The following is an 18,581-nucleotide window of genomic DNA, read 5'->3' as shown; positions in this document are numbered from 1 at the left end:
AGGTGTTCGTGAGAGTCATGGGTGTTGACCCGGGGCTTACGCGTTGCGGCGTGGGAGTGATCGAGGGTCTGCCGGGGCGCCAGCTGGAGATGGTCGACGTCCGGGTGATACGTAGCGACGCCAGCGCGCATCTGGCCAGTCGCCTTCAGCGCGTCCACGACCTCGTGGTTGAGGCGATAGCCGCGACCGATCCGGACGTAGTAGCCGTCGAGAGGGTGTTCTCTCAACTAAACGTGCGCACGGCCATGGGTACTGCTCAGGCCTCAGCCGCGGTGATTCTCGCTGCCGCGTCTGCGGCAATCCCAGTCGCGCTACACACCCCCAGCGAAGTGAAGGCGGCCGTGACGGGCAACGGTCGGGCGGACAAGCGACAGGTGACGGCGATGGTTACTCGTCTGCTGGGGCTGGCGGAGAAGCCATCTCCCGCTGACGCCGGCGACGCCCTGGCGCTGGCGATTTGTCACGCTTGGCGGGGGCCGCTGACCGAGCGGCTCGAAGCGGCTCGAAGCGGCTCGAAGGGGATGATCTGACGTGATCGACTATGTGCGCGGCCCGGTGTCTCAAGTGGCGGAGGACTATGCCGTCATCGACTTGGGCGGGCTCGGAATCCGGGTTGAGGCGAATCCGGCGACCCTGGCTGGTCTGAAGATCGGGGAAGTCCGGGAGCTGCCAACCGCGCTGATCGTCAGGGAGGATTCCTGGACGCTGTATGGGTTCTGCGATGCCGGAGAGCGGGAAGTGTTCGAGTTGGCGCAGACCGTCAGCGGTATCGGGCCGCGAACGGCTCAGACTCTGGTGTCGACTCTGTCGGCGGACGGGTTGCGCCGGGCGGTTGGATCGGAGGACATCGCGGCGCTGACGGCTGTGCCAGGGATTGGGCGCAAAGGTGCTCAACGCATAATTCTCGAACTGGCCGATCGCCTAGGCCCCGGCTCCAGTTCAACTGTTCCGGTTGGAGCCCGACCGTTGGCCAGCAACCAGATGCAGGCAAGGGACGGTCTGGTGGCGCTGGGGTGGAGCGCCCGCGAGGCCGAGGACGCGGTTCGTACGGTAATCGCGAATGCCGACGACAGTGGAGGAGATTTGGCCACCGGCTTTCTGCTGAAGGCGGCCCTGCGGGAGTTGAACAGATCATGAACGAGCGCGTCGTAGACCCCGTCGCCATCCCGGACGAAGTGGGTGTTGAGACAGCCATGCGTCCCGGCGTCTTGTCCGAGTTCATCGGCCAGACTCGGGTGAAGGAGCAACTTCGCTTGGTGCTTAGCGCCGCGAGGGGGCGCGGCCAGCCTTCTGACCACGTGCTGCTTTGCGGTCCGCCCGGTCTGGGGAAAACCACGCTTGCCGGGATCATCGCGGCCGAGATGGGCGCCCCGCTGAGGGTGACCAGCGGACCGGCGCTGCAACACGCGGGCGACCTGGCCGCGATCCTTACGAGTTTGCAGCCGGGGGAAGTGCTGTTCCTCGATGAGGTTCACCGAACCGCCCGTCCGGCTCAGGAGTTGCTCTACATGGCCATGGAGGATTTCCGGGTCGATGTGATCGTCGGCAAGGGCCCAGGCGCGACAGCGATCCCGTTGCAACTCGAACCCTTCACACTGGTCACGGCGACCACCCGGGCTGGACTGCTTCCAGGGCCTCTGCGGGACCGCTTCGGATTCACCGCTCATCTCCAGTTCTATGAACCTACGGACCTGGAAGTCATCCTCAGGCGATCGGCCGGGCTGCTGGGAATCCGGTGGGAGGCATCGGGGATAACCGAGATCGCGGGCCGCAGTCGGGGAACGCCTCGGGTCGCCAACCGTCTCCTTCGCCGCGTGCGGGACTACGCGGAGGTCCACGGTTCTGGGGTCGTCGATGGCGCCACTGCCTCTGCGGCGCTGGATCTTTACGAGGTGGATGAGATGGGCCTTGACCGTCTGGACAAGGCCGTGTTGGAGGCGCTGCTGTTGAAGTTCGATGGAGGCCCAGTCGGCCTGTCGACGCTAGCTGTCGCGATCGGCGAGGAGGTTGAGACAGTGGAGACCGTCGCTGAGCCATTCCTGGTAAGGCTCGGGTTCCTGGCCCGCACGCCGAGGGGTCGGGTCGCTAGCTCCGCGGCTTGGCGCTATATCGGGTTGGAGGCGCCCAGCGTCGCAGCGGAGCCGGCAGCGTCCGGATCTGAGTCACCGCTAGCCGAGTCCCAGCAGCTCTCGTTGACCGACGACGCGCACCCCCACGGCCGCTGACCAGGGGGCAGCATCCGAAACGCGGGCAACACGAGGGAGAGCGGCTGACGCAAGCGCGAGCCCAGGCCAGATAGTGTTGGGCGTTCCGTTTCCGACACAGGAGGCGCCGTGGCGGCACCGGCTCATTACAGACCCGGGCGTGTGTTGGGCGCGCTCGCGATATTCGTCGTAGCTCTGACGGTGTGGGCGATGTTCCCAGGCACAGACCACGCGCCGCAGCTTGGACTGGATCTGCGGGGCGGAACTCAGGTCATTCTGGCGCCCGAACCTATTCGCGAAGGTGATCAGATCACCGATCAGCAGTTGGAGCAGTCGGTCGAAATCATTCGGGCCAGGGTCAACGGGATAGGCGTTGCTGAGGCCGATGTTTCCGTCCAGGGCAGCGGTAACGATGCCGTGATCGTGGTCTCAGTGCCCGGCGTGACGCAAGACCGCATCGTGGATCTGGTCGGGCGCACGGCGCTTCTTGACTTCCGTGCGGTCCAGGGCATCGGAGCACCCGAGCCGGGCGGGGTGGAAACGGACGACACGGACAAGGGCAAGAAAAACAAGGGCAAGAAAGACAAAGCGAACAAGACGACCAAGAGCGCGTCGGCCACGCCCCCCAGTCAAGACCGACAAGGAACTCAGATAGTCCAGGCCGCCGAACCCAACGAAACGTTTCTGAAGGGCGTCGCGGCACTGAACTGCACGACCCCCGAGAATCAGGCCGGGGGAACCGCCGACGATCCGGAGCTGTGGCTGGGGACCTGCGATCGGGATGGCGCCGCCAAGTACATCCTGCAGCCCGCATTCATACGTGGCACGAACGTCACGTCCGCCCAGGCCGAGCTTCCGCAGCAGGGCGCCGGGGGGTGGCTGGTCACGCTGAACTTCGACTCCGAGGGTGCGGCAAAGTTAGCCGAGATCTCCAAGGCGATCTACCAGAAGCCATCCCCACAGAACCAGTTCGCGATCGTTCTGGACGGAGTCGTGGTATCGGCGCCATCGTTCAGGGAGCCGATCCCGGGCGGCACTGCCCAGATCGAGGGCAATTTCAGCGCCCAGGAAGCCAGAGATCTCGCGAACGTGCTGAACTACGGCGCCCTACCGGTCACGCTGGAGAACCAGGCTGTGGAGAGCATCTCCCCAACTCTTGGTAGTGATCAGCTCCAAAAGGGTCTGCTCGCTGGGGCGCTCGGACTGGTCCTGGTCGCCCTGTACCTGCTGTTCTACTACCGAGCCCTGGGCATCGTTGCGGGCGTCAGCCTGCTAGTGGCGGGATGGATTACCTACGCCTCGTTCGTGGTGTTGGGCCGATCGATCGGGTACACGCTGACCCTGGCTGGCATCGCGGGAGCGATCGTCGCGATCGGTATCACAGCGGACTCGTTCGTGGTGTATTTCGAGCGGCTGCGTGACGAGATCCGGATGGGCAAGTCGCTGCGCAGAGCGGCGGACGACGGCTGGATCCGAGCACGCAGGACGCTGCTCGCCGCGGACTTCGTGTCATTCCTGGCCGCGGCCGTCCTGTACTGGCTCAGTGTCGGCAACGTGCGGGGGTTCGCCTTCGCCCTGGGCCTGACGACCCTCGTCGACGTGCTAGTGGCCTTCTGGTTCACCAGGCCGATCGTTTCCGTGATGGCGCGGTCCAAGTGGATGCAGCGTGGTAGCTCGTTGTCTGGAGTGTCTCCAAGCCGCCTTGGGGCTGAGACGCTGGCTGGCCGGCAGCGTCCCACCACTCGCAGTTCCAAGGCCAAAGCGCACGCGGGCCGGACGTCCGAACCCGCCGGGGAGGTCTGATCGATGTCGAAGATTGGCGATCTGGGGCACCGGCTGTACGTCGGCGACGTTTCTTACAACTTCGTCGGTCGCCGCAAGCTGTGGTACACGATCTCCGCGGTCCTTCTTCTGATCACCCTTGGCTCCTTGTTCGTGCGCGGACTCAATCTCGGGATCGAGTTCCGCGGCGGAGCGGAGTTCCAGGTGCCGCAGTCCAGCTGCACGATCGAACAGGCCCGCGACACTGTTGAGAAGACCGGCGAAAGCCAGGCGATCGTCACTCAGCTTGGGAGCGGGTCCCTGCGGATCCAGACAGGTGAAGTGACTCCGGTGAAGGGCGAGGAGATCGCCGAGGCACTCGCCGATGCGTGCGGAGTAGAAGCCAACGACATCAAGATGCAGTTGATCGGGCCCACATGGGGCGCCGACATCTCGCGGAAGGCACTCCAAGCCCTCGTCGTCTTCGTGATCCTGGTGACCATCTTCTTGTCGATCTACTTCGAATGGAAGATGGCGGTCGCTGCTCTGGTGGCGCTGGCCCATGACTTGGTCATCACAATCGGCATCTACTCGATTCTGGGGTTCGAGGTCACTCCCGCCACCGCGATCGGCATGCTCACGATCCTGGGCTACTCGCTCTACGACACTGTCGTGGTCTTCGACAAGGTGAAGGAGAACACTCGCGGTATCAGCGGGCAGAGCCGGATCACCTACTCCGAAGCCGCCAACCTCGCTGTCAATCAGACCCTCGTTCGATCCATCAACACCTCGATTGTGGCGCTGGTCCCCGTCGCGGCGATCCTTTTTGTCGGCGCGGGGCTTCTGGGCGCTGGCACGCTGAAGGATCTCGCGCTGGCGCTGTTCGTCGGCATGGCCGCTGGTGCCTACTCGTCGATATTCGTGGCCACGCCGCTGCTCGCACAGTTGAAGGAACAAGATCCCGACATGCAGGCCCTCGCCCGCAGGGTCGCGGCGCGTGGGAAGCGTGACGCTGAAGCACTCACTTCCCCAAGGCCGACCGCTGGCGCTGCCACGGCTAGAGCTCAGGTGAGCGCGCCCGTTGCCCGGGCGGGCGAGTCCGGCGTCACTGAGACCGGAACGCGGGCACAACCGCGCAAGCAGTCACGAGCCAAGCGCCGCAAGCGCCGCTGACCATTCATCGAAGATCGTGGAGGGCGGGTCGGCGAGCTCTGGCTCGGCCTTCAGATGATGCAGAGGTGAGTAGCCGGGGGGAGTCTCACCCCCCGGCTCTCGCAGAACCGTACGTGACAGTCTCCCGTCATACGGCTCCCACGGGTCGGCAACTGCTTCGATCCACCCCGCCGCTCCTCCCCGAACCGGGTTGACGACACGGCGACCTGACCCGCCCGGCCCCTTCGCTCCAGCCCCATTACAGAACCATCATCACTACTACGAGCCGGTCCGCCCCTGTGCCCCGCGGTACTCAGCCGCTCCCGGTTTCCGCCGGTCACGACGCTCCCTCTCGCCACGCGTCAGCTCTCACCGACAACGCCACAGTCTCGGGGCGACAGGTTCTCCTGTTCCATGTCAGCGCCTGTAACGGGCTCACGCCACCTTTACACCGGGCACCACCTGGCCAGCCCACAGGACCGCCGCCAGACTTCCACCGCGCCCCCGCGCGATGTTCTCCCAGGATTAGAGGACGACCCTGGTTTCGATGCCACCGAAGATCATTACGATGCGTCAGCAGTGGTTCACACATGTTCGTCTTCCCGTCACACACCTGACCCGCTCACGGCGGGCCTTTTCCGTAGTCGCTTCCCACCCCGGCTCTTGACCGACATGACACCACGGCGGTTTGAGCCCTCTGCCTGCACAGCGAGCCCGGAGGACCTACCTCCATCACCAACACAGCACGGTCCACAATCACGACCTCCTACATCGCAACCACTCGCCTTTCAGGACACACTCCCCTATCGGACCAGTCGCCAGGTCGTCCAGCACGCGGGCACGGTAGCCGACGTCAAGGATCGACCTGCCTCGAAGCAGTCGATCCGATTCGGCCCAGGCTGTCGGATCGCCCTGCCCGGCAGCGGCCTTCCACCAAGGATTCAGATCTGACAGATGCCCACGGATCTCGTCATCTCTCACTAGGTCGACCTACCCCATGCCTGAACGAGCCGGGGGGGGTTCAGGTATAGCGGACCTGAACGAGCCGGGGGGGTTCAGGTATAGCGGACCTGAACGCGCCGGGGGGGTTTAGGTGTGGCGGACCTGAAAGAAGGGATGACCACTTCCGGCTCGCTAGGGGCGATATCGGGGCCATACTCCACTGACCAGCCGCCGAGGCCGATACGACGGCGGGCGGTCAGGCTGTGCGGGCGGGTCGGTGAATCAGGTGCAACCATTTGCGGGCAGGGCCGTGCAGGGGTTCGACTTCGACAATGCCGTTTCTGACCTCAATGACGCGGGCTACCGCGTTGACGTTGGGGCTGCCCACGATGATCCATTCCCCTTCGGCAATCCGCTCGGGGTGACGGGCGTGAGCCAATAGCGCGTATGGCAACCCGGACTCATTCTCGGTCTGCAAGTCAAGAGGTAGGTCAATATCCAGTTCCTCGACCATGGTTCCTCCTCGTGCTTCTATTCCTCACGGTAACGGTTCTCGATGGTCTGGTGAGGGCATCGATTGAGCCGGGCAAGTAGCTCGTCCAGGTCGCGGTGGGCAATGGTGACGTGGGGTGTTCGGAATGTTGGCGCCACAATCAGCCCGGAGTGTGTCAAGGCCTTTGGACACGTCCTCGTATTGTTGATCATGCAGCTGTTGCTGCCTCTTGGTGGTCGGTCAGGACTTCCGCCGGGTGCGGCAGCCCCGTGTTGAATGCCATTGTTGGCGATCGTGTCGACCTCCCCTCCGCCGTACTGGTTGCGCCACCGGTGATACGACTGCTCCGAAACACCCAACTACCGGGCAACCTCCGCAACCGGCTTTCCCTCGGCCAGCAACCGATCGGCCTGCCGCAGCTTCAGGATGATCTGTTCAGGCGTATTACGACGACGCTTCACCATGAATTCCAATCTGCCGCACCAGCGGCGACCGGACTCTCGCAGCACCCGTATCAATCCACGCGACTCAGGTCAGTTGCCCATCACCAACCGTTCGAGCGCGTCCTCGGTGATCCCGGTAATGCCGGACCGCGCCGGCGCCAGGTCGTGGACATCAACGCCACTTCCCTCCCGCCAGTACGCCGGCAACAACGCGACCATCGGCGCCGGTATCACGGTTTCAGTTCGCCGAAGCGATCTGCCCTGCACGGGCGGTGCTGACTCCCGCGATCCTGGCAGCGTCCCGAATAGAGAAGTTCCGGGCACGCAGCACACCCACGAACGATGCGGTTTCAGCCGCCACGGCGTCGGCGTACTGTTTGGCATCGCGTCGCCTGGCCCGCAGTCGCGCGGATTCGCCGTCGATGTCCGGATCTCCTGTGACGAATGTCCAATCAAGCTCGAAGGAGTCTTCGTCCTCGATGTCCTCGGCCAGTGCGATCGCTTCTCGCACATACTTCTCAAGGTGCCGCAGCCCCTTGCCCCAGGTGATCGCGCCATCAGCATCAGCGACGGTCGCCGACCAGGCGTCGCCCTCTCTGACGGCGACGACGTGATAGGTCCTCACAGCAGCCACCCCTTTCCGAACACTGGCTCCATCTGCCGTTCCATCGCCCGCAGCGTCCCGATCGCGATGTCACCGCGGTGCTGCGCGACGACAGTCTGCGCGGTGATCACCGTATTGTCGGGCAGCGTGCGGGACGCCCGATACTTTCGATGAGAGCCGCGCTGGCTAACCGCGACTCCGCCGAGCGATTCGATTCTGCGGTTCACTTCGCGTGCGTTCACAGAATAAGTCTATCGGATAGACTTTGCAAGTGTCCAGCGACTAGACGCCTGCGGCTCGCCTGGCGCGACTCCGTGGCTCTTGGGGGTTACTCGGCCACCGATCCACCGCCGACGCCGCGCACGACGCGCTTTGCGTCCTTCATGAGCAGCATCAGGTGGTCGTCGTGGATCGGTGAGGGATCGAAGTCGTGGCGCAGATAGGAGTCGCGCGCTTCCTCGTTCATCGCGTGAACAAGGATCGCGCGCACGCCAACCGTGTCGGCCACATAGACAACGCGGGTGATCGCGTCGCGGAGCATGCCGCTGCCAAGGCCGTGGTGGTGTTCCTCGCGGTCGACGGCGAGACGTCCCAGCAAGATGACCGGGATCGGATCGGGCATACCTTTCGCGATGCGGCCGGGTGCCTCATTGCGTATGACGACACCTGTCGACAGGGCGTAGAACCCGACGACCCGGTTGGTGCCGCTCAGGCAAGCTACGAAGCTGCGGGCCGACCCGGTGCTCTGGTTGGTCAGCGCGTACTTGCGCAGCCACTCGTCGAGTACCTGCTGCCCACAGTCGAACTCAGCGGTTTCGTGCTCGGAGGAAAGCGGACTGGGTGCGGTGTAGCGGCTCAATCGTCGAACACCGATCTGTCGGCGAACAGCTTCTCCAGTCGCGGCTTGTTACTGACCGGCCGGTCCAGTGCGGCTTGGAACTCACGGAATGCTGCGGGGTCGAGAGCGAACACCCGCTGGTCGGCCAGAACATCCTGGGCGCGGGAGACGATCGCGGCGATTGAAAACTCCGTGATCGTGCGCCCCTCCAGATCGGCGGCTCGCCGGATCACCGTGTCCTGATCGTTGGTGAGGCGCATCGCCAAGCGGGAGTTCTTTGTGGTCGCCATGGCAGAAGTGTACGCCGTACAGGCATACAAACGTCAAGTTGTTTTCCCCGGTCCGGAGCGTGGGGAGCCAGAGCCGCCGTTTCCCGGTGAGGGGGTTGCGCCCACGGTGACCAGTGCGCAGATCAACCCGGCTGTCGCGTTGAAAGAGACGAAATCCTCACGAGACTCGGCCTGAAGACACCAGAGACGCCCCACGACTGCGCCAAGTAGTCGATCGACGGCGACCGAGGCTCCACAAGGCGCAATTGGCATCCGCGACTCCGGCCTGTCCGGAGGGGTATTCGTCGGCGAAGCCGCCGCAAGCATGCGAAAAGGAGACGCCGAGTTGTTCGCGCCCCGTCAGGCAGGGCAAACCCCGAGCGGCTCGGTCCAACTACCAACCACGGGCGCGATCAACTCCTTGCGACGTCAGAGGCTCCCCCACCCCTCACCCGCCAGCGGCGCACTGTTCAACTGGTCGCGGCGAGCACGCCAGTCGGGCATGAAACCGTCCATCAGCTTCGTGAAGCGTTCGCCGTGGCTGCGCTCGAGCAGGTGGGTCATCTCGTGGACCACGACGAACTCAAGGCAGTCGGGATGCTTCTTGGCCAACTCCAGGTTGAACCAGATGCTCCCGGTCTCACAGTTGCAGGAACCCCACCGGGTCTTCATCCTCCGGATGTTCCATCGCGAGACCGATCGCCCCACCAAGGGTTGCCACTTCTCAACCAAGCCCGAAATCCGGTCTCGCAGCTGTTCCCGTTGCCACCCCTGGAGCACGGCCATGCGTGCGGCCGAATCCGCGCCCGGCCGGACGTACAGAATCAGCCGGTCCGCGTCGGTCTCGACATGTGCCCTGCCGGGCCGCTCGATGACCTTCAACCGATGCCGGATCCCCCACACGTAGTGGGACTCCCCCGTCACCATCTCCCGTGGCGTCTGGCGCTCAGTCGCCTGGAGCCGGGCTCGATGCTTCTTGATCCAGGCCAGACGCTTCACCGCGACAACACGCACGGCGTCATCGTCGAACCGCAGAGGCGCGGCGATGCGGACACGTCCCATCGGCGGGTACACGCCGATGTGCAGGTGCTTGATGTCCTTGTAGACGACGTCGATGTCGATCCCGCTGACGGTCAGGGAGGCGCTAGCGGTACTCATGGCGCGCCTTCACGAGGTCAAACAGTTCGTCGAGACGATCGAAGTCGTCGGGCAAAGCCCGCCGGATGGCACGCTTGACCCTCTTCTCCTTCATGGGGTTGCCGATCCAGGAGTCAGGCTTGGTGTGGAGGACGATCAGGTCGATCCTCAGCGCCAGGTTGGTCGAATCGAAGAAGTCGCAGAGGGCCCGCTGGGCACCGTTGTCCACCCCGGCCGGGTACGCGGTATCGGACTCGCCCCCTCCCAGCCTCTCCGCCTGTTCGAGCAGCCTGGCCAAGTACTGCTTGTAGTCGATCGCCTCCTTGCGGCGCTCCTCGATAACCGCATCGAGCAGGTCGGACATCTTGTCGTAGTACTTCGGGTTCATGGCACGCTCGTCGACAATCACCTTGCGCATATTGTTGGCGATCGTCTCCGCGACGGCTTCGGGGTCCTTCCTGATCCCCTCCGGGAGCTTGTCGACAGCGTCGGCGCCCAACTGGACGATGAGCTGAACCAGTCCGGTGTCCTCGAAGTCGGAAACAACCTCGGACGGCTTGGCGCTGATGTATGTGTCCAGCAGGTGCCGCATCCCCGCTTCGTACTGCTTGAAGTCGACGTCCTCGCCTGCCCCGAGCTTGACCTCGTCCCGGACGTTGGCGTAGTGGGCGATCTCCGACTTGATCGCGGCCGCCTCGGCATCGCCGTATCCGGCCGCCGTCATCTCGTTGGCGATGTTGCTGTAGGCGCGAACGACCGCGGCGACGGCCTTGTAGAGCTCCACGCGCCTGGGCTCGTTGGCCTTCAGATGCTCGGAGCTGCCCACTTGCTTGGCGCAGAAGTACCGCTGGTATTGCAGCGTGTTCTTCGGCGGTTCAACCGGCTCGCAGAGCGCGCGAATCCTCTCCAGCGCTTCGTCGAGATCCGCGCGGGCCCTTTCGATGCGGTTGGACAGCAGACCCTCGATGTCTTGTCGCTCGTAGCCGTCCAAGGCTCCGCTGGTGTAGTCGGTGATAGCGGTCTCGAGCGACTTGAACAAGTCTCGGTAGTCGACGATGTAGCCATAGTCCTTGTCTTCGCCGTCAAGGCGGTTGACCCGGCAGATGGCCTGGAACAAGCCGTGATCCCGCATCGACTTGTCGATGTACAGATAGGTGGCCGAGGGGGCGTCGAAGCCGGTCAGCAGCTTGTCGACCACGATGAGCAGCCGCATCTGGCCAGGGTTCTCGATGAACGCCTTCTTGACGTCACTCTCGAACTTCTCGACCTTGTACATCGCGGCGTCGGCGGGTTCGTCAAAGTGCTCGGCGAGCATCTGCCGGTAGATGTCGTACTGGCGAAGCCTCTCAGTGGCCCCGTGACCGGAGTCTTCCTTGGAGATGTCGCCAACCTGCGGCTCGTAGCTGGTCACGATGGCGCACTTGCCCTTGAACCCCGCCTGGCAGAACAACTCATAGAACTTGCAGGCCTGGTAGATGCTCGCGCCCACGAGCATCGCGCTTCCACGACCGTCCGAAAGACGGGGTTTGGTCTCCATGTCCAAGAGGATGTCGTCGACGATCTGTCGAGCGCGCGGTTCGGAGCTGACGACTTTCCGCATGGTCCCCCAGCGCTTCTTCAACTCCGCACGCGACAGGTCAGTCATTCCCTTGGTCTTGGCCGCGAACCACATGTCGATCTTGTCCGCCGATGTCAGATCCTGATCGATGTTGCGGGCCTCGTAGCGCAGGTCGAGAACCACACCGTCACTGACGGCCTCATCGAACTTGTACGTGTGGATGAAGCTGCCGAAGGTCTCGATGCTGGTTGCCTTGTCCGCCTTGAGCAGAGGCGTGCCAGTGAAGCCGACGAACATCGCGCCGGGCAGCAGTTCCTTCATGGCGTCGTGCATCTTGCCGGACTGGGTGCGGTGGGCCTCGTCCACGAAGACGAACAGGTTGCCCTTGGCGCTGAAGTCCTTCGGGATCTTGGCGCTCAACTCCTTGATGAAGTCCGCCTCGGCAACGTCGCTCCGGTCCTCATCGTCGGATCCGTGGAACTTGTGGATCAGTGAGCAGATCAGCCACTGCTCGGACGCGTTGAGGGTGGCGAGCAGGTCCGCGCCGCTCTGGGTGCGGTAGATCGACTCATCGACACCGGCGAAGACCTTCTCGATCTGCTCATCCAGCTCGGTGCGGTCGGTGATCAGGAGCACTCTCGCATCGCGCTGGTTCTCCCTGATCCACTTGGCCAGCCAGACCATCGTCAGGGACTTGCCCGACCCTTGGGTGTGCCAGATGATCCCGCCTTCGCGTTTGGCGATCCGCGCCTGAGCGGCCTTGACGCCGAAGTACTGATTGTGGCGGCAGATCTTCTTCACGCCCGCGTCGAAAACGATGAAGTCGTGGATGATCTCCAGCAAACGCTCCTTCGAACACAGCTGCGTGAGCGCCCGGTCGAGCGGGCCAGCGATGTCTGATTCCTCGCGCCACGTCAGCCAGTACTTCTCGGGGGTGTCGATCACGCCGTAGCGCAGACCCTCAACGTCGTTTCCGGCCATCACGAGCTGAACGGTTGAGAAGAACGTCCGGATGAACTCCGGCTTCTGATTGCCGATCGTCTGGCGGATACCCTCCGAGACGGCCACTTTCGAACGCTTGAGCTCGAGTGTTGCCAGCGCGATGCCATTGACGTACAGAACGACATCGGGACGCTTGGTGTGGGGCCCGAGCACGGTGACTTCCTCGGCTACAGCGAAGTGGTTGGCTTCGTACAGGTCGCGGCCGCCACCCAGGGAGGCGTCGCTCTTGAGCTTGTCAATGGCCTTGTTGATCAGGGTCTCGTCGTATCCGCGAGCGCGCAGGTTAGCGGCCAGGAGCCCGATCTCAACGTTGGAGTTGCCCCCTCGGTTCTCCCAGTTGCCGAGGTAGCCGTAGCCGAGTGCGTCGCGAAATAACTCCGCGACGCGGTCTTGGGTCTTGCGCTCGACCTGGCCGACATCACTCATCGCGCTTCCCTATCCTGCCGATGCCAGCTCGTGAGCCGAGTATGACACGGTGTTTGATGGCCCGCTTCAGTTTCGTCGTATCATACCCGCTATCCTTCTCGCGTGAGCGAGGTTGCGCGTCTGCTCGATGCGGCTGACGAGATCATAGCGACGATCGGTGACTCCTGGGACGCTGACCGCCGCGAGGGGCCCGGGATCGACTTCAAGGAAACCCCCGCCACTACCGGCCGGAACGCGGGTCGCCACCAGTGGAAGGCCTTCTACGACGGCTTGGCCGAGACCGCGGTTTGCCTGGCGAACGCCGACGGCGGCTGTCTCGTAATCGGTGTCCGCAACAAAGCACTCAGCCGAATGGATGCACTACCCGGTGTTCCGGACACTTGCGACGTCCCCGAGATTGTTGACGCGATCTTCAGCCGCACCTCCCCGCCAATCACGCTCATCCCCGCAGTCCGTGAGGTTGAGGGCCGACGACTGATCCTGGCAGTTGTGCGACCCACTGGTTCGGTCCACTGCACCACCAGTGGCGTGTACAAGATCCGGCTGAACAACAAGTGCCAGCCGCTACATGGCGAGCAGCTACGTGGCCTCCAGTCGCTGAGAGGCCAGTACGACTGGACTGCGGGTCCTTCGGGCGTACCGACGTCGGAGTTGTCGCGCGCCGCCCTAGAAAGAGCGTCGGTCCTGCTGCAGGAGAAGGGTCACGACGACCTGGCGCAGCTGGCCGAAGCGCAGCCTGAGGAATTCTGCCGAGCGCGGAAGCTGATCGCTTCTGATGGCAGTCTGACCCGAGCCGCGGTTCTCCTCTTCGGAAACGCAGGCGCACTTCGCGCAATCAGCGAGTGGGGCGTCAATGTACAAGCGCGCGAGTCCGCAGGCAGCGATCCGCAGATCCTTATTCGCCGAGATGAGAGCGACCAACCACTGGTTCTGCTGCTCGACCACCTTCTTTCGACAGTCCGGACTCTCACCAAGGTCCAGACAATCCGGGTTGGCGCCCGGCAGATTGAACTCAGGGACTATCCCTTAGATGCGCTTCGTGAGGTCTTCGCCAATGCGTTCGCCCACCGTGATTGGGAGGTCCCGGGCGTGGTGGAGATCGTGCACTCGCCGGATGAGCTTGTCGTCTCAAGCCCCGGCGGCCTCTTGCCTACTCTGAGAGCAGACCGCCTACTCCACGATGCAACCGCGTCGCGGAACCGCCTCCTTGCCGACAACTTCGCGAAGATGCACCTTGCCGAGATGAGTGGCCTCGGCTTGGATCGGGCGTTTCGGGAAATGGCACGGCTTGGCAAGGAGCCTCCCAAACTTGAAGACGGCCCCCGGTTCCGGGTGACCATGCCCGGCGGCCGTGGCGACGAGGCATTCGCGCGTTACGTCCACGGTGCCGACTTCCCAGGCAGCCTCTCCAACGATCTCGATGTCCTGATGATCGCGACAGCCTTGCGACACCGCAAGAGTCTGGACGCCGATGGGCTCGTCTCCAGGCTCCAGCGGCCACCTGAGGCAATCGAACGCGTTCTTCGGCGAATGGCCGACTCCCTGATCGTCCAGCCAACCAAGGCGACGAGTCGTCGGTCGCACCCGAAGTACGGTCTCACTCCAAAGGCGATCACCGCGATGGGTGAGGCCGTCTCATATCGGACCCGAAGCATCGACCAGGACGATCGAAAGATCATCGCTCACCTGCTCCGACACAGTCGAATCACAAATGAGGATGTGCGCAACTACCTCGACTGCGACACGGCCACTGCACGGAATCGGCTCAGCCGCTTCCGATCCCTGGGCCTGATCACGCTAGACCCTTCCGGCAGCAAGAAGGGTCCGACGGCGTCTTGGATACCGACACAGAAGTTCGGGTCGGAGCATCGCGGAAGATCTGGGAGACCACCAAGGAAGTCGAAGGAGAGAAGGCCGACCTGACCTGCAACGCGAGGAGGAACGCTGGGCGCGGCCAGTCGGAATCGTGGTCCGGCGTAGGATCCTCGCACGGCCGATTCGTGGGGACAGAAGGTGCGGGCGGACATGGCTAGTCGCGTTGACGCAGTTTTGAAGAAGCTACCTGATCAGCTGGCTTCGATTGAATCGGAGTACACGCGTGACCTAGCTGCGAAACAAATGTCCGATGACCTCCTCCACGACATCGCTCGGCTCATAGAAGACTGCCAGCGGGTGCTCGACTGGACGGCGACCGACCTTGACCACAGGTTTGGGAAAGCAGCTGGCCGTTCGCCATATTTCGGGATGGGCTGATCGTTCATTGGTCCTCATTCCGTAGCGGAACGGGTGCGTCCTTCATGAGCAGCATCAGGTGGTCGTCGTGGATCGGTGAGGGATCGAAGTCGTGATGCAGATAGAAGTCGCGCGCTTCCTCGTTCATCGCGTGAACAAGGATCGCGCGCACTCCCACCGTGTCGGCCACCTGAACAACGCGGGTGATCGCGTCCCGGAGCATGCCGCTGCCAAGGCTGTGGTGATGTTCCTCGCGGTCGACGGCCAGACGTCCCAGCGAGATGACCGGGATCGGATCGGGCATACCTTTCGCGATGCGGCCGGGTGCCTCATTGCGCATGACGACACCTGTCGACAGGGCGTAGAACCCGACGACCCGGTTGGTTCCGCTCAGGCATGCTACGAAGCTGCGGGCCGACCCGGTGCTCTGGTTGGTCAGCGCGTGCTTGCGCAGCCACTCGTCGAGTACCTGCTGCCCACAGTCGAACTCGGCGGTTTCGTGCTCGCAGGAAAGCGGACTGGGCGCGGTGTAGCGGCTCAATCGTCGAACACCGATCTGTCGGCGAACAGCTTCTCCAGTCGCGGCTTGTGACTGACCGGCCGGTCCAGTGCGGCTTGGAACTCACGGAATGCTGCGGGGTCGAGAACGAACACCCGCTGGCCTGCCAGAACATCCTGGGCGCGGGAGACGATCGCGGCGATTGAAAACTCCGTGATCGTGCGCCCCTCCAGATCGGCGGCGCGCCGGATCACCGTGTCCTGATCGCTGGTGAGGCGCATCGCCAAGCGGGAGTTCTTTGTGGTCGCCATGGCAGAAGTGTACGCCGCACAGGCATACACGCGTCAAGTTGTTTTCCCCGGTCCGGAGCGTGGGGAGCCAGAGCCGCCGTTTCCCGGTGAGGGGGTTGCGCCCACCGTGGCCAGTGGGCAGACCCAAGAAAGCCGAATCAGCTCCGGTCATCAAGGTACCGGCGAAGGTGCTTCGCGAGCTGCTGGATCCGGATCGCCCACGCAGTCGCTCCAAGAAGATGGTGGACATCATGAAGGAGAACCGCGAGAGCCTCAAGGCCCTGTGAGCGGTTGGTCGATACAGCGACTCGATGGCCCCTTCGACGCGACGGGATTCGACTGCGGCGTAGAGCGCCTCAACCACTGGATTCTCCGCGTGGCCGAGGGTGAGCGCAGGGGGCACCGGGCGCGGATTCTGGCCAAGCTTGACAGCGATGGCCACATCCAGGGCTACGCAGCCGTTTGCCTCGCGATCATTGAGCCGCAGGGGCTGAGCAAAAAGCTCACGGGCAGCGACCGACGTGATCGAGTGCAGCCTGGCTACCTGCTGGCCAAGCTCGCCGTGGACAAGCGCCTCCGAGGCCAACGCCCGTGGGTAGACCTGGCCACAGCAGCGACTGCAGCCTGCGGACGCGCAGCTCGCCAGGTTGGCGGTCGCCTCATCGCTGTGGATTTCGGGGACGCAAGCCTTGACCGCTTCTACGCTGACTTGGGCTTCGACTGCCGAGTGAGCCCAAGCCGCAGAGCGATGTCGATCGACCGGAACATGCTTCTCATCCTCGCCTCCACCCGCGCAGTCCCAGACGCCAGCCAGGCTGGCAGCCCCCTTACGTTGAGACGCTCTCGACGATGGCGACGTTTGCGAGTCACGCTCCCTAGTGAAGAAACTGCTCACTCGCGCCCTCCAGTCCTACATGACTCACGACGGGAACGGCATCGAATCCGCGAATCGACCCGATCTCGAACATCGAGTGAATAGGCTGGCTGCGATTGCGGTCTTCGGAACGGTGGAAGCATCATGGCTCGGATCTTCGACAACATCGACCAGAAGCTCGGACCACATCTCGAACTGACGTTCCCGGGCCATGACCGCATGGACGCGGCCGTTGGCTACTTCAACCTCCGCGGCTGGAGCATCTTCGCCCCTCACGTCGAACGCCGAGCAGCAGTTGAGAACAGTCCCCTCCCCGTTGTCCGCGTGCTGGTCGGGATGGTGGCTGGCACCGAGCAGCAGCAGGCACTGGAGGAACTGCAGCGGCAGCTGGAGCACTCCGGGCTGAGCGATGAGCCAACCATCGATCATGCGCTGGCACGGGAGCGCACGACTGCCTTGATCCGGCACCTCCGCGAGCAGCTCATGCGGGGAATACCGACACCCCGCGACCGAGCGACGCTTCGGACCCTACGCGATCAGATCAGCCGGGGTCTGGTCGAACTGAGGGTCTACACCCGCCGTCCCCTCCACGGCAAGACCTACATTTTCCACCGAGACGACCCAAACCACCCGCGGCTGGCGTTCGTTGGTTCTTCCAACCTGACCGCCGCAGGGCTGCTCTCTAACTACGAACTGAACGTCGACGTGACCGACTACGACGGCGCAGAGGCCCTGGCCAGTTGGTTCAACGACCGCTGGGATGACCGCTTCTCCTACAACATCACCAGTGAACTACTAGAGGTCCTGGATGACTCGTGGGCCGGTCAGCCCCGCAGGCCCTATGACGTGTACCTGAAACTGTGCTACGAACTGTCCCGTGACGTGCGCGACGGCCTAGCCGAGTACTCCCTAGTCGGCGCAATCCAAGATCAACTCCTGGATTACCAGCGCGACGCGGTCAAGACTCTGGCACGGCGAATCATGGCACGCGGCGGCACCATGCTCGGAGACGTGGTCGGCCTCGGGAAGACGCTCACCGCCGTCGCTGTGGCACTGCTCTTGTTGGACGAACACCGCTACTCAACGCTGGTGGTGTGCCCGAAGAACCTGGTGAAGATGTGGGAAGACCACCTAGCGGCCTACCAAGTCCCTGGGAAGGTCGTGCCCTACAGCACCGTCGCCCGTGACTTGCCCACCCTGCGCCGCTATCACTTCGTCATCGTCGACGAGTCCCACACCATGCGAAACGAGGACCGCCAGGACTATCAAGCCCTGCACGAGTACATCAGCACCAACGACTGCAAAGTGCTGCTACTGACGGCCACGCCCTACAACATCGCCTTCACCGACGTCGCCGCCCAGATCGCCCTCTGGATCCGCCCCGACGACGACCTGGGCTTACAACCCACAGTCGCCCTGCGCAACGACCCTCAGCTGGCGCGCCGCCTCGACGGACGTACAAGCACCCTCGCCGCCTTCCGGAAGTCCGAGGAAGCAGAGGACTGGCAACGGCTGATGAGCGAGCACCTCGTTCGGCGCACACGATCTTTCATCAAGAAGCGCGCCAGCGACAGCGGCCAGGTTGATGAACGCGGTGTGTACCTGACCTTCGCTGACGGGCGAAGGTTCTACTTCCCATCACGCCGGGCCGTGCCCCTGCAGCACTCCTTCGGTCCAGCCGATCCCGCCAACCTCATGGCCAGTGACGGCACTTTGGGGCTCTCCCGGCATGAATGTGGGTGAGTTTCGGCGCTGAGAGTGCCGAACCGGTGCGGGGCAACGGATCTGGCGACACGGTGACCGGTGGGTAAGGCGCACACGGGGCGTGGCTCTATGTTCGGAAGTCGACCAAGACAA

General features: G+C 63.5%; 20 protein-coding genes and 1 pseudogene. 9 read left to right on the top strand and 12 right to left on the bottom strand.

The window, feature by feature from the left end; all coding sequences use genetic code 11:
- Nucleotides 1–17: 17 nt before the first annotated feature.
- The 5 genes from ruvC to secF all read left to right on the top strand — a co-directional run bounded on the left by ruvC (nucleotide 18) and on the right by secF (nucleotide 5,138).
- The gene (gene ruvC, locus Q8P38_00790) at nucleotides 18–530 is read left to right on the top strand and encodes a crossover junction endodeoxyribonuclease RuvC (protein MDP4013150.1); all 513 of its coding nucleotides are present in this window, start codon (nucleotides 18–20) and stop codon (nucleotides 528–530) included.
- Between the two features lies 1 nt (nucleotide 531).
- Nucleotides 532–1,137, top strand: coding sequence for a Holliday junction branch migration protein RuvA (ruvA, locus tag Q8P38_00785; GenBank protein ID MDP4013149.1), 606 nt, complete (start codon nucleotides 532–534; stop codon nucleotides 1,135–1,137).
- Nucleotides 1,134–2,225, top strand: coding sequence for a Holliday junction branch migration DNA helicase RuvB (gene ruvB / locus Q8P38_00780; GenBank protein MDP4013148.1), 1,092 nt, complete (start codon nucleotides 1,134–1,136; stop codon nucleotides 2,223–2,225). Before ruvA ends, ruvB begins: the two co-directional genes overlap by 4 nt.
- A gap of 108 nt (nucleotides 2,226–2,333) precedes the next feature.
- Nucleotides 2,334–4,007 (top strand): protein translocase subunit SecD, encoded by a 1,674-nt coding sequence (gene secD / locus Q8P38_00775; GenBank protein MDP4013147.1) that lies wholly within the window; start codon nucleotides 2,334–2,336, stop codon nucleotides 4,005–4,007.
- Nucleotides 4,008–4,010: 3 nt separating this feature from the next.
- Nucleotides 4,011–5,138, top strand: coding sequence for a protein translocase subunit SecF (secF, locus tag Q8P38_00770; GenBank protein MDP4013146.1), 1,128 nt, complete (start codon nucleotides 4,011–4,013; stop codon nucleotides 5,136–5,138).
- Nucleotides 5,139–5,873: 735 nt separating this feature from the next.
- On the opposite strand, the gene Q8P38_00765 is transcribed toward secF, so the two are convergent.
- The 10 genes and pseudogenes from Q8P38_00765 to Q8P38_00720 all read right to left on the bottom strand — a co-directional run bounded on the left by Q8P38_00765 (nucleotide 5,874) and on the right by Q8P38_00720 (nucleotide 12,829).
- Complete coding sequence (locus Q8P38_00765; GenBank protein ID MDP4013145.1) at nucleotides 5,874–6,098, bottom strand: hypothetical protein; 225 nt, start codon at nucleotides 6,096–6,098, stop codon at nucleotides 5,874–5,876.
- A gap of 217 nt (nucleotides 6,099–6,315) precedes the next feature.
- The gene (locus tag Q8P38_00760) at nucleotides 6,316–6,573 is read right to left on the bottom strand and encodes a hypothetical protein (GenBank protein MDP4013144.1); all 258 of its coding nucleotides are present in this window, start codon (nucleotides 6,571–6,573) and stop codon (nucleotides 6,316–6,318) included.
- 275 nt (nucleotides 6,574–6,848) lie between these two features.
- Nucleotides 6,849–7,016: pseudogene (locus Q8P38_00755) on the bottom strand (transposase).
- A 69-nt stretch (nucleotides 7,017–7,085) separates the two neighbouring features.
- The gene (locus tag Q8P38_00750) at nucleotides 7,086–7,229 is read right to left on the bottom strand and encodes a hypothetical protein (GenBank protein MDP4013143.1); all 144 of its coding nucleotides are present in this window, start codon (nucleotides 7,227–7,229) and stop codon (nucleotides 7,086–7,088) included.
- A 4-nt stretch (nucleotides 7,230–7,233) separates the two neighbouring features.
- Entirely contained in the window at nucleotides 7,234–7,620 is a 387-nt protein-coding gene (locus Q8P38_00745; protein MDP4013142.1) for a hypothetical protein, read from the bottom strand.
- On the bottom strand, nucleotides 7,617–7,841 hold the full coding sequence (locus Q8P38_00740) for a type II toxin-antitoxin system HicA family toxin (GenBank protein MDP4013141.1): 225 nt from the start codon (nucleotides 7,839–7,841) through the stop codon (nucleotides 7,617–7,619). The genes Q8P38_00745 and Q8P38_00740 overlap by 4 nt, the downstream gene beginning before the upstream one ends.
- Nucleotides 7,842–7,927: 86 nt before the next feature.
- On the bottom strand, nucleotides 7,928–8,458 hold the full coding sequence (locus tag Q8P38_00735; GenBank protein MDP4013140.1) for a GNAT family N-acetyltransferase: 531 nt from the start codon (nucleotides 8,456–8,458) through the stop codon (nucleotides 7,928–7,930).
- Nucleotides 8,455–8,727 (bottom strand): DUF1778 domain-containing protein, encoded by a 273-nt coding sequence (locus Q8P38_00730; GenBank protein ID MDP4013139.1) that lies wholly within the window; start codon nucleotides 8,725–8,727, stop codon nucleotides 8,455–8,457. The genes Q8P38_00735 and Q8P38_00730 overlap by 4 nt, the downstream gene beginning before the upstream one ends.
- Nucleotides 8,728–9,135: 408 nt before the next feature.
- On the bottom strand, nucleotides 9,136–9,864 hold the full coding sequence (locus Q8P38_00725) for a SprT family zinc-dependent metalloprotease (GenBank protein ID MDP4013138.1): 729 nt from the start codon (nucleotides 9,862–9,864) through the stop codon (nucleotides 9,136–9,138).
- The gene (locus Q8P38_00720) at nucleotides 9,851–12,829 is read right to left on the bottom strand and encodes a type I restriction endonuclease subunit R (protein ID MDP4013137.1); all 2,979 of its coding nucleotides are present in this window, start codon (nucleotides 12,827–12,829) and stop codon (nucleotides 9,851–9,853) included. The genes Q8P38_00725 and Q8P38_00720 overlap by 14 nt, the downstream gene beginning before the upstream one ends.
- A gap of 102 nt (nucleotides 12,830–12,931) precedes the next feature.
- Here Q8P38_00720 and Q8P38_00715 point away from each other — a divergent pair, with 102 nt between their 5' ends.
- Both Q8P38_00715 and Q8P38_00710 read left to right on the top strand, forming a co-directional pair.
- Complete coding sequence (locus Q8P38_00715) at nucleotides 12,932–14,752, top strand: ATP-binding protein (protein ID MDP4013136.1); 1,821 nt, start codon at nucleotides 12,932–12,934, stop codon at nucleotides 14,750–14,752.
- 102 nt (nucleotides 14,753–14,854) lie between these two features.
- The gene (locus Q8P38_00710) at nucleotides 14,855–15,082 is read left to right on the top strand and encodes a hypothetical protein (protein MDP4013135.1); all 228 of its coding nucleotides are present in this window, start codon (nucleotides 14,855–14,857) and stop codon (nucleotides 15,080–15,082) included.
- Nucleotides 15,083–15,086: 4 nt separating this feature from the next.
- Here Q8P38_00710 and Q8P38_00705 read toward each other — a convergent pair whose 3' ends face one another.
- Both Q8P38_00705 and Q8P38_00700 read right to left on the bottom strand, forming a co-directional pair.
- Complete coding sequence (locus Q8P38_00705) at nucleotides 15,087–15,602, bottom strand: GNAT family N-acetyltransferase (GenBank protein MDP4013134.1); 516 nt, start codon at nucleotides 15,600–15,602, stop codon at nucleotides 15,087–15,089.
- The gene (locus Q8P38_00700) at nucleotides 15,599–15,871 is read right to left on the bottom strand and encodes a DUF1778 domain-containing protein (protein MDP4013133.1); all 273 of its coding nucleotides are present in this window, start codon (nucleotides 15,869–15,871) and stop codon (nucleotides 15,599–15,601) included. Before Q8P38_00700 ends, Q8P38_00705 begins: the two co-directional genes overlap by 4 nt.
- 113 nt (nucleotides 15,872–15,984) lie before the next feature.
- On the opposite strand from Q8P38_00700, the gene Q8P38_00695 reads away from it, so the two are divergent.
- Together Q8P38_00695 and Q8P38_00690 are read left to right on the top strand one after the other, a co-directional pair.
- Nucleotides 15,985–16,137: a hypothetical protein gene (locus tag Q8P38_00695; GenBank protein ID MDP4013132.1), complete on the top strand. Its 153-nt coding sequence runs from the start codon at nucleotides 15,985–15,987 to the stop codon at nucleotides 16,135–16,137.
- 731 nt (nucleotides 16,138–16,868) lie between these two features.
- On the top strand, nucleotides 16,869–18,467 hold the full coding sequence (locus Q8P38_00690) for a phospholipase D-like domain-containing protein (GenBank protein MDP4013131.1): 1,599 nt from the start codon (nucleotides 16,869–16,871) through the stop codon (nucleotides 18,465–18,467).
- The last annotated feature ends 114 nt before the right edge of the window (nucleotides 18,468–18,581 follow it).

This window comes from Candidatus Nanopelagicales bacterium, from assembly GCA_030700225.1.
Classification (GTDB): Bacteria; Actinomycetota; Actinomycetes; order S36-B12.
This window is presented reverse-complemented; position numbering and strand designations above follow the sequence as displayed.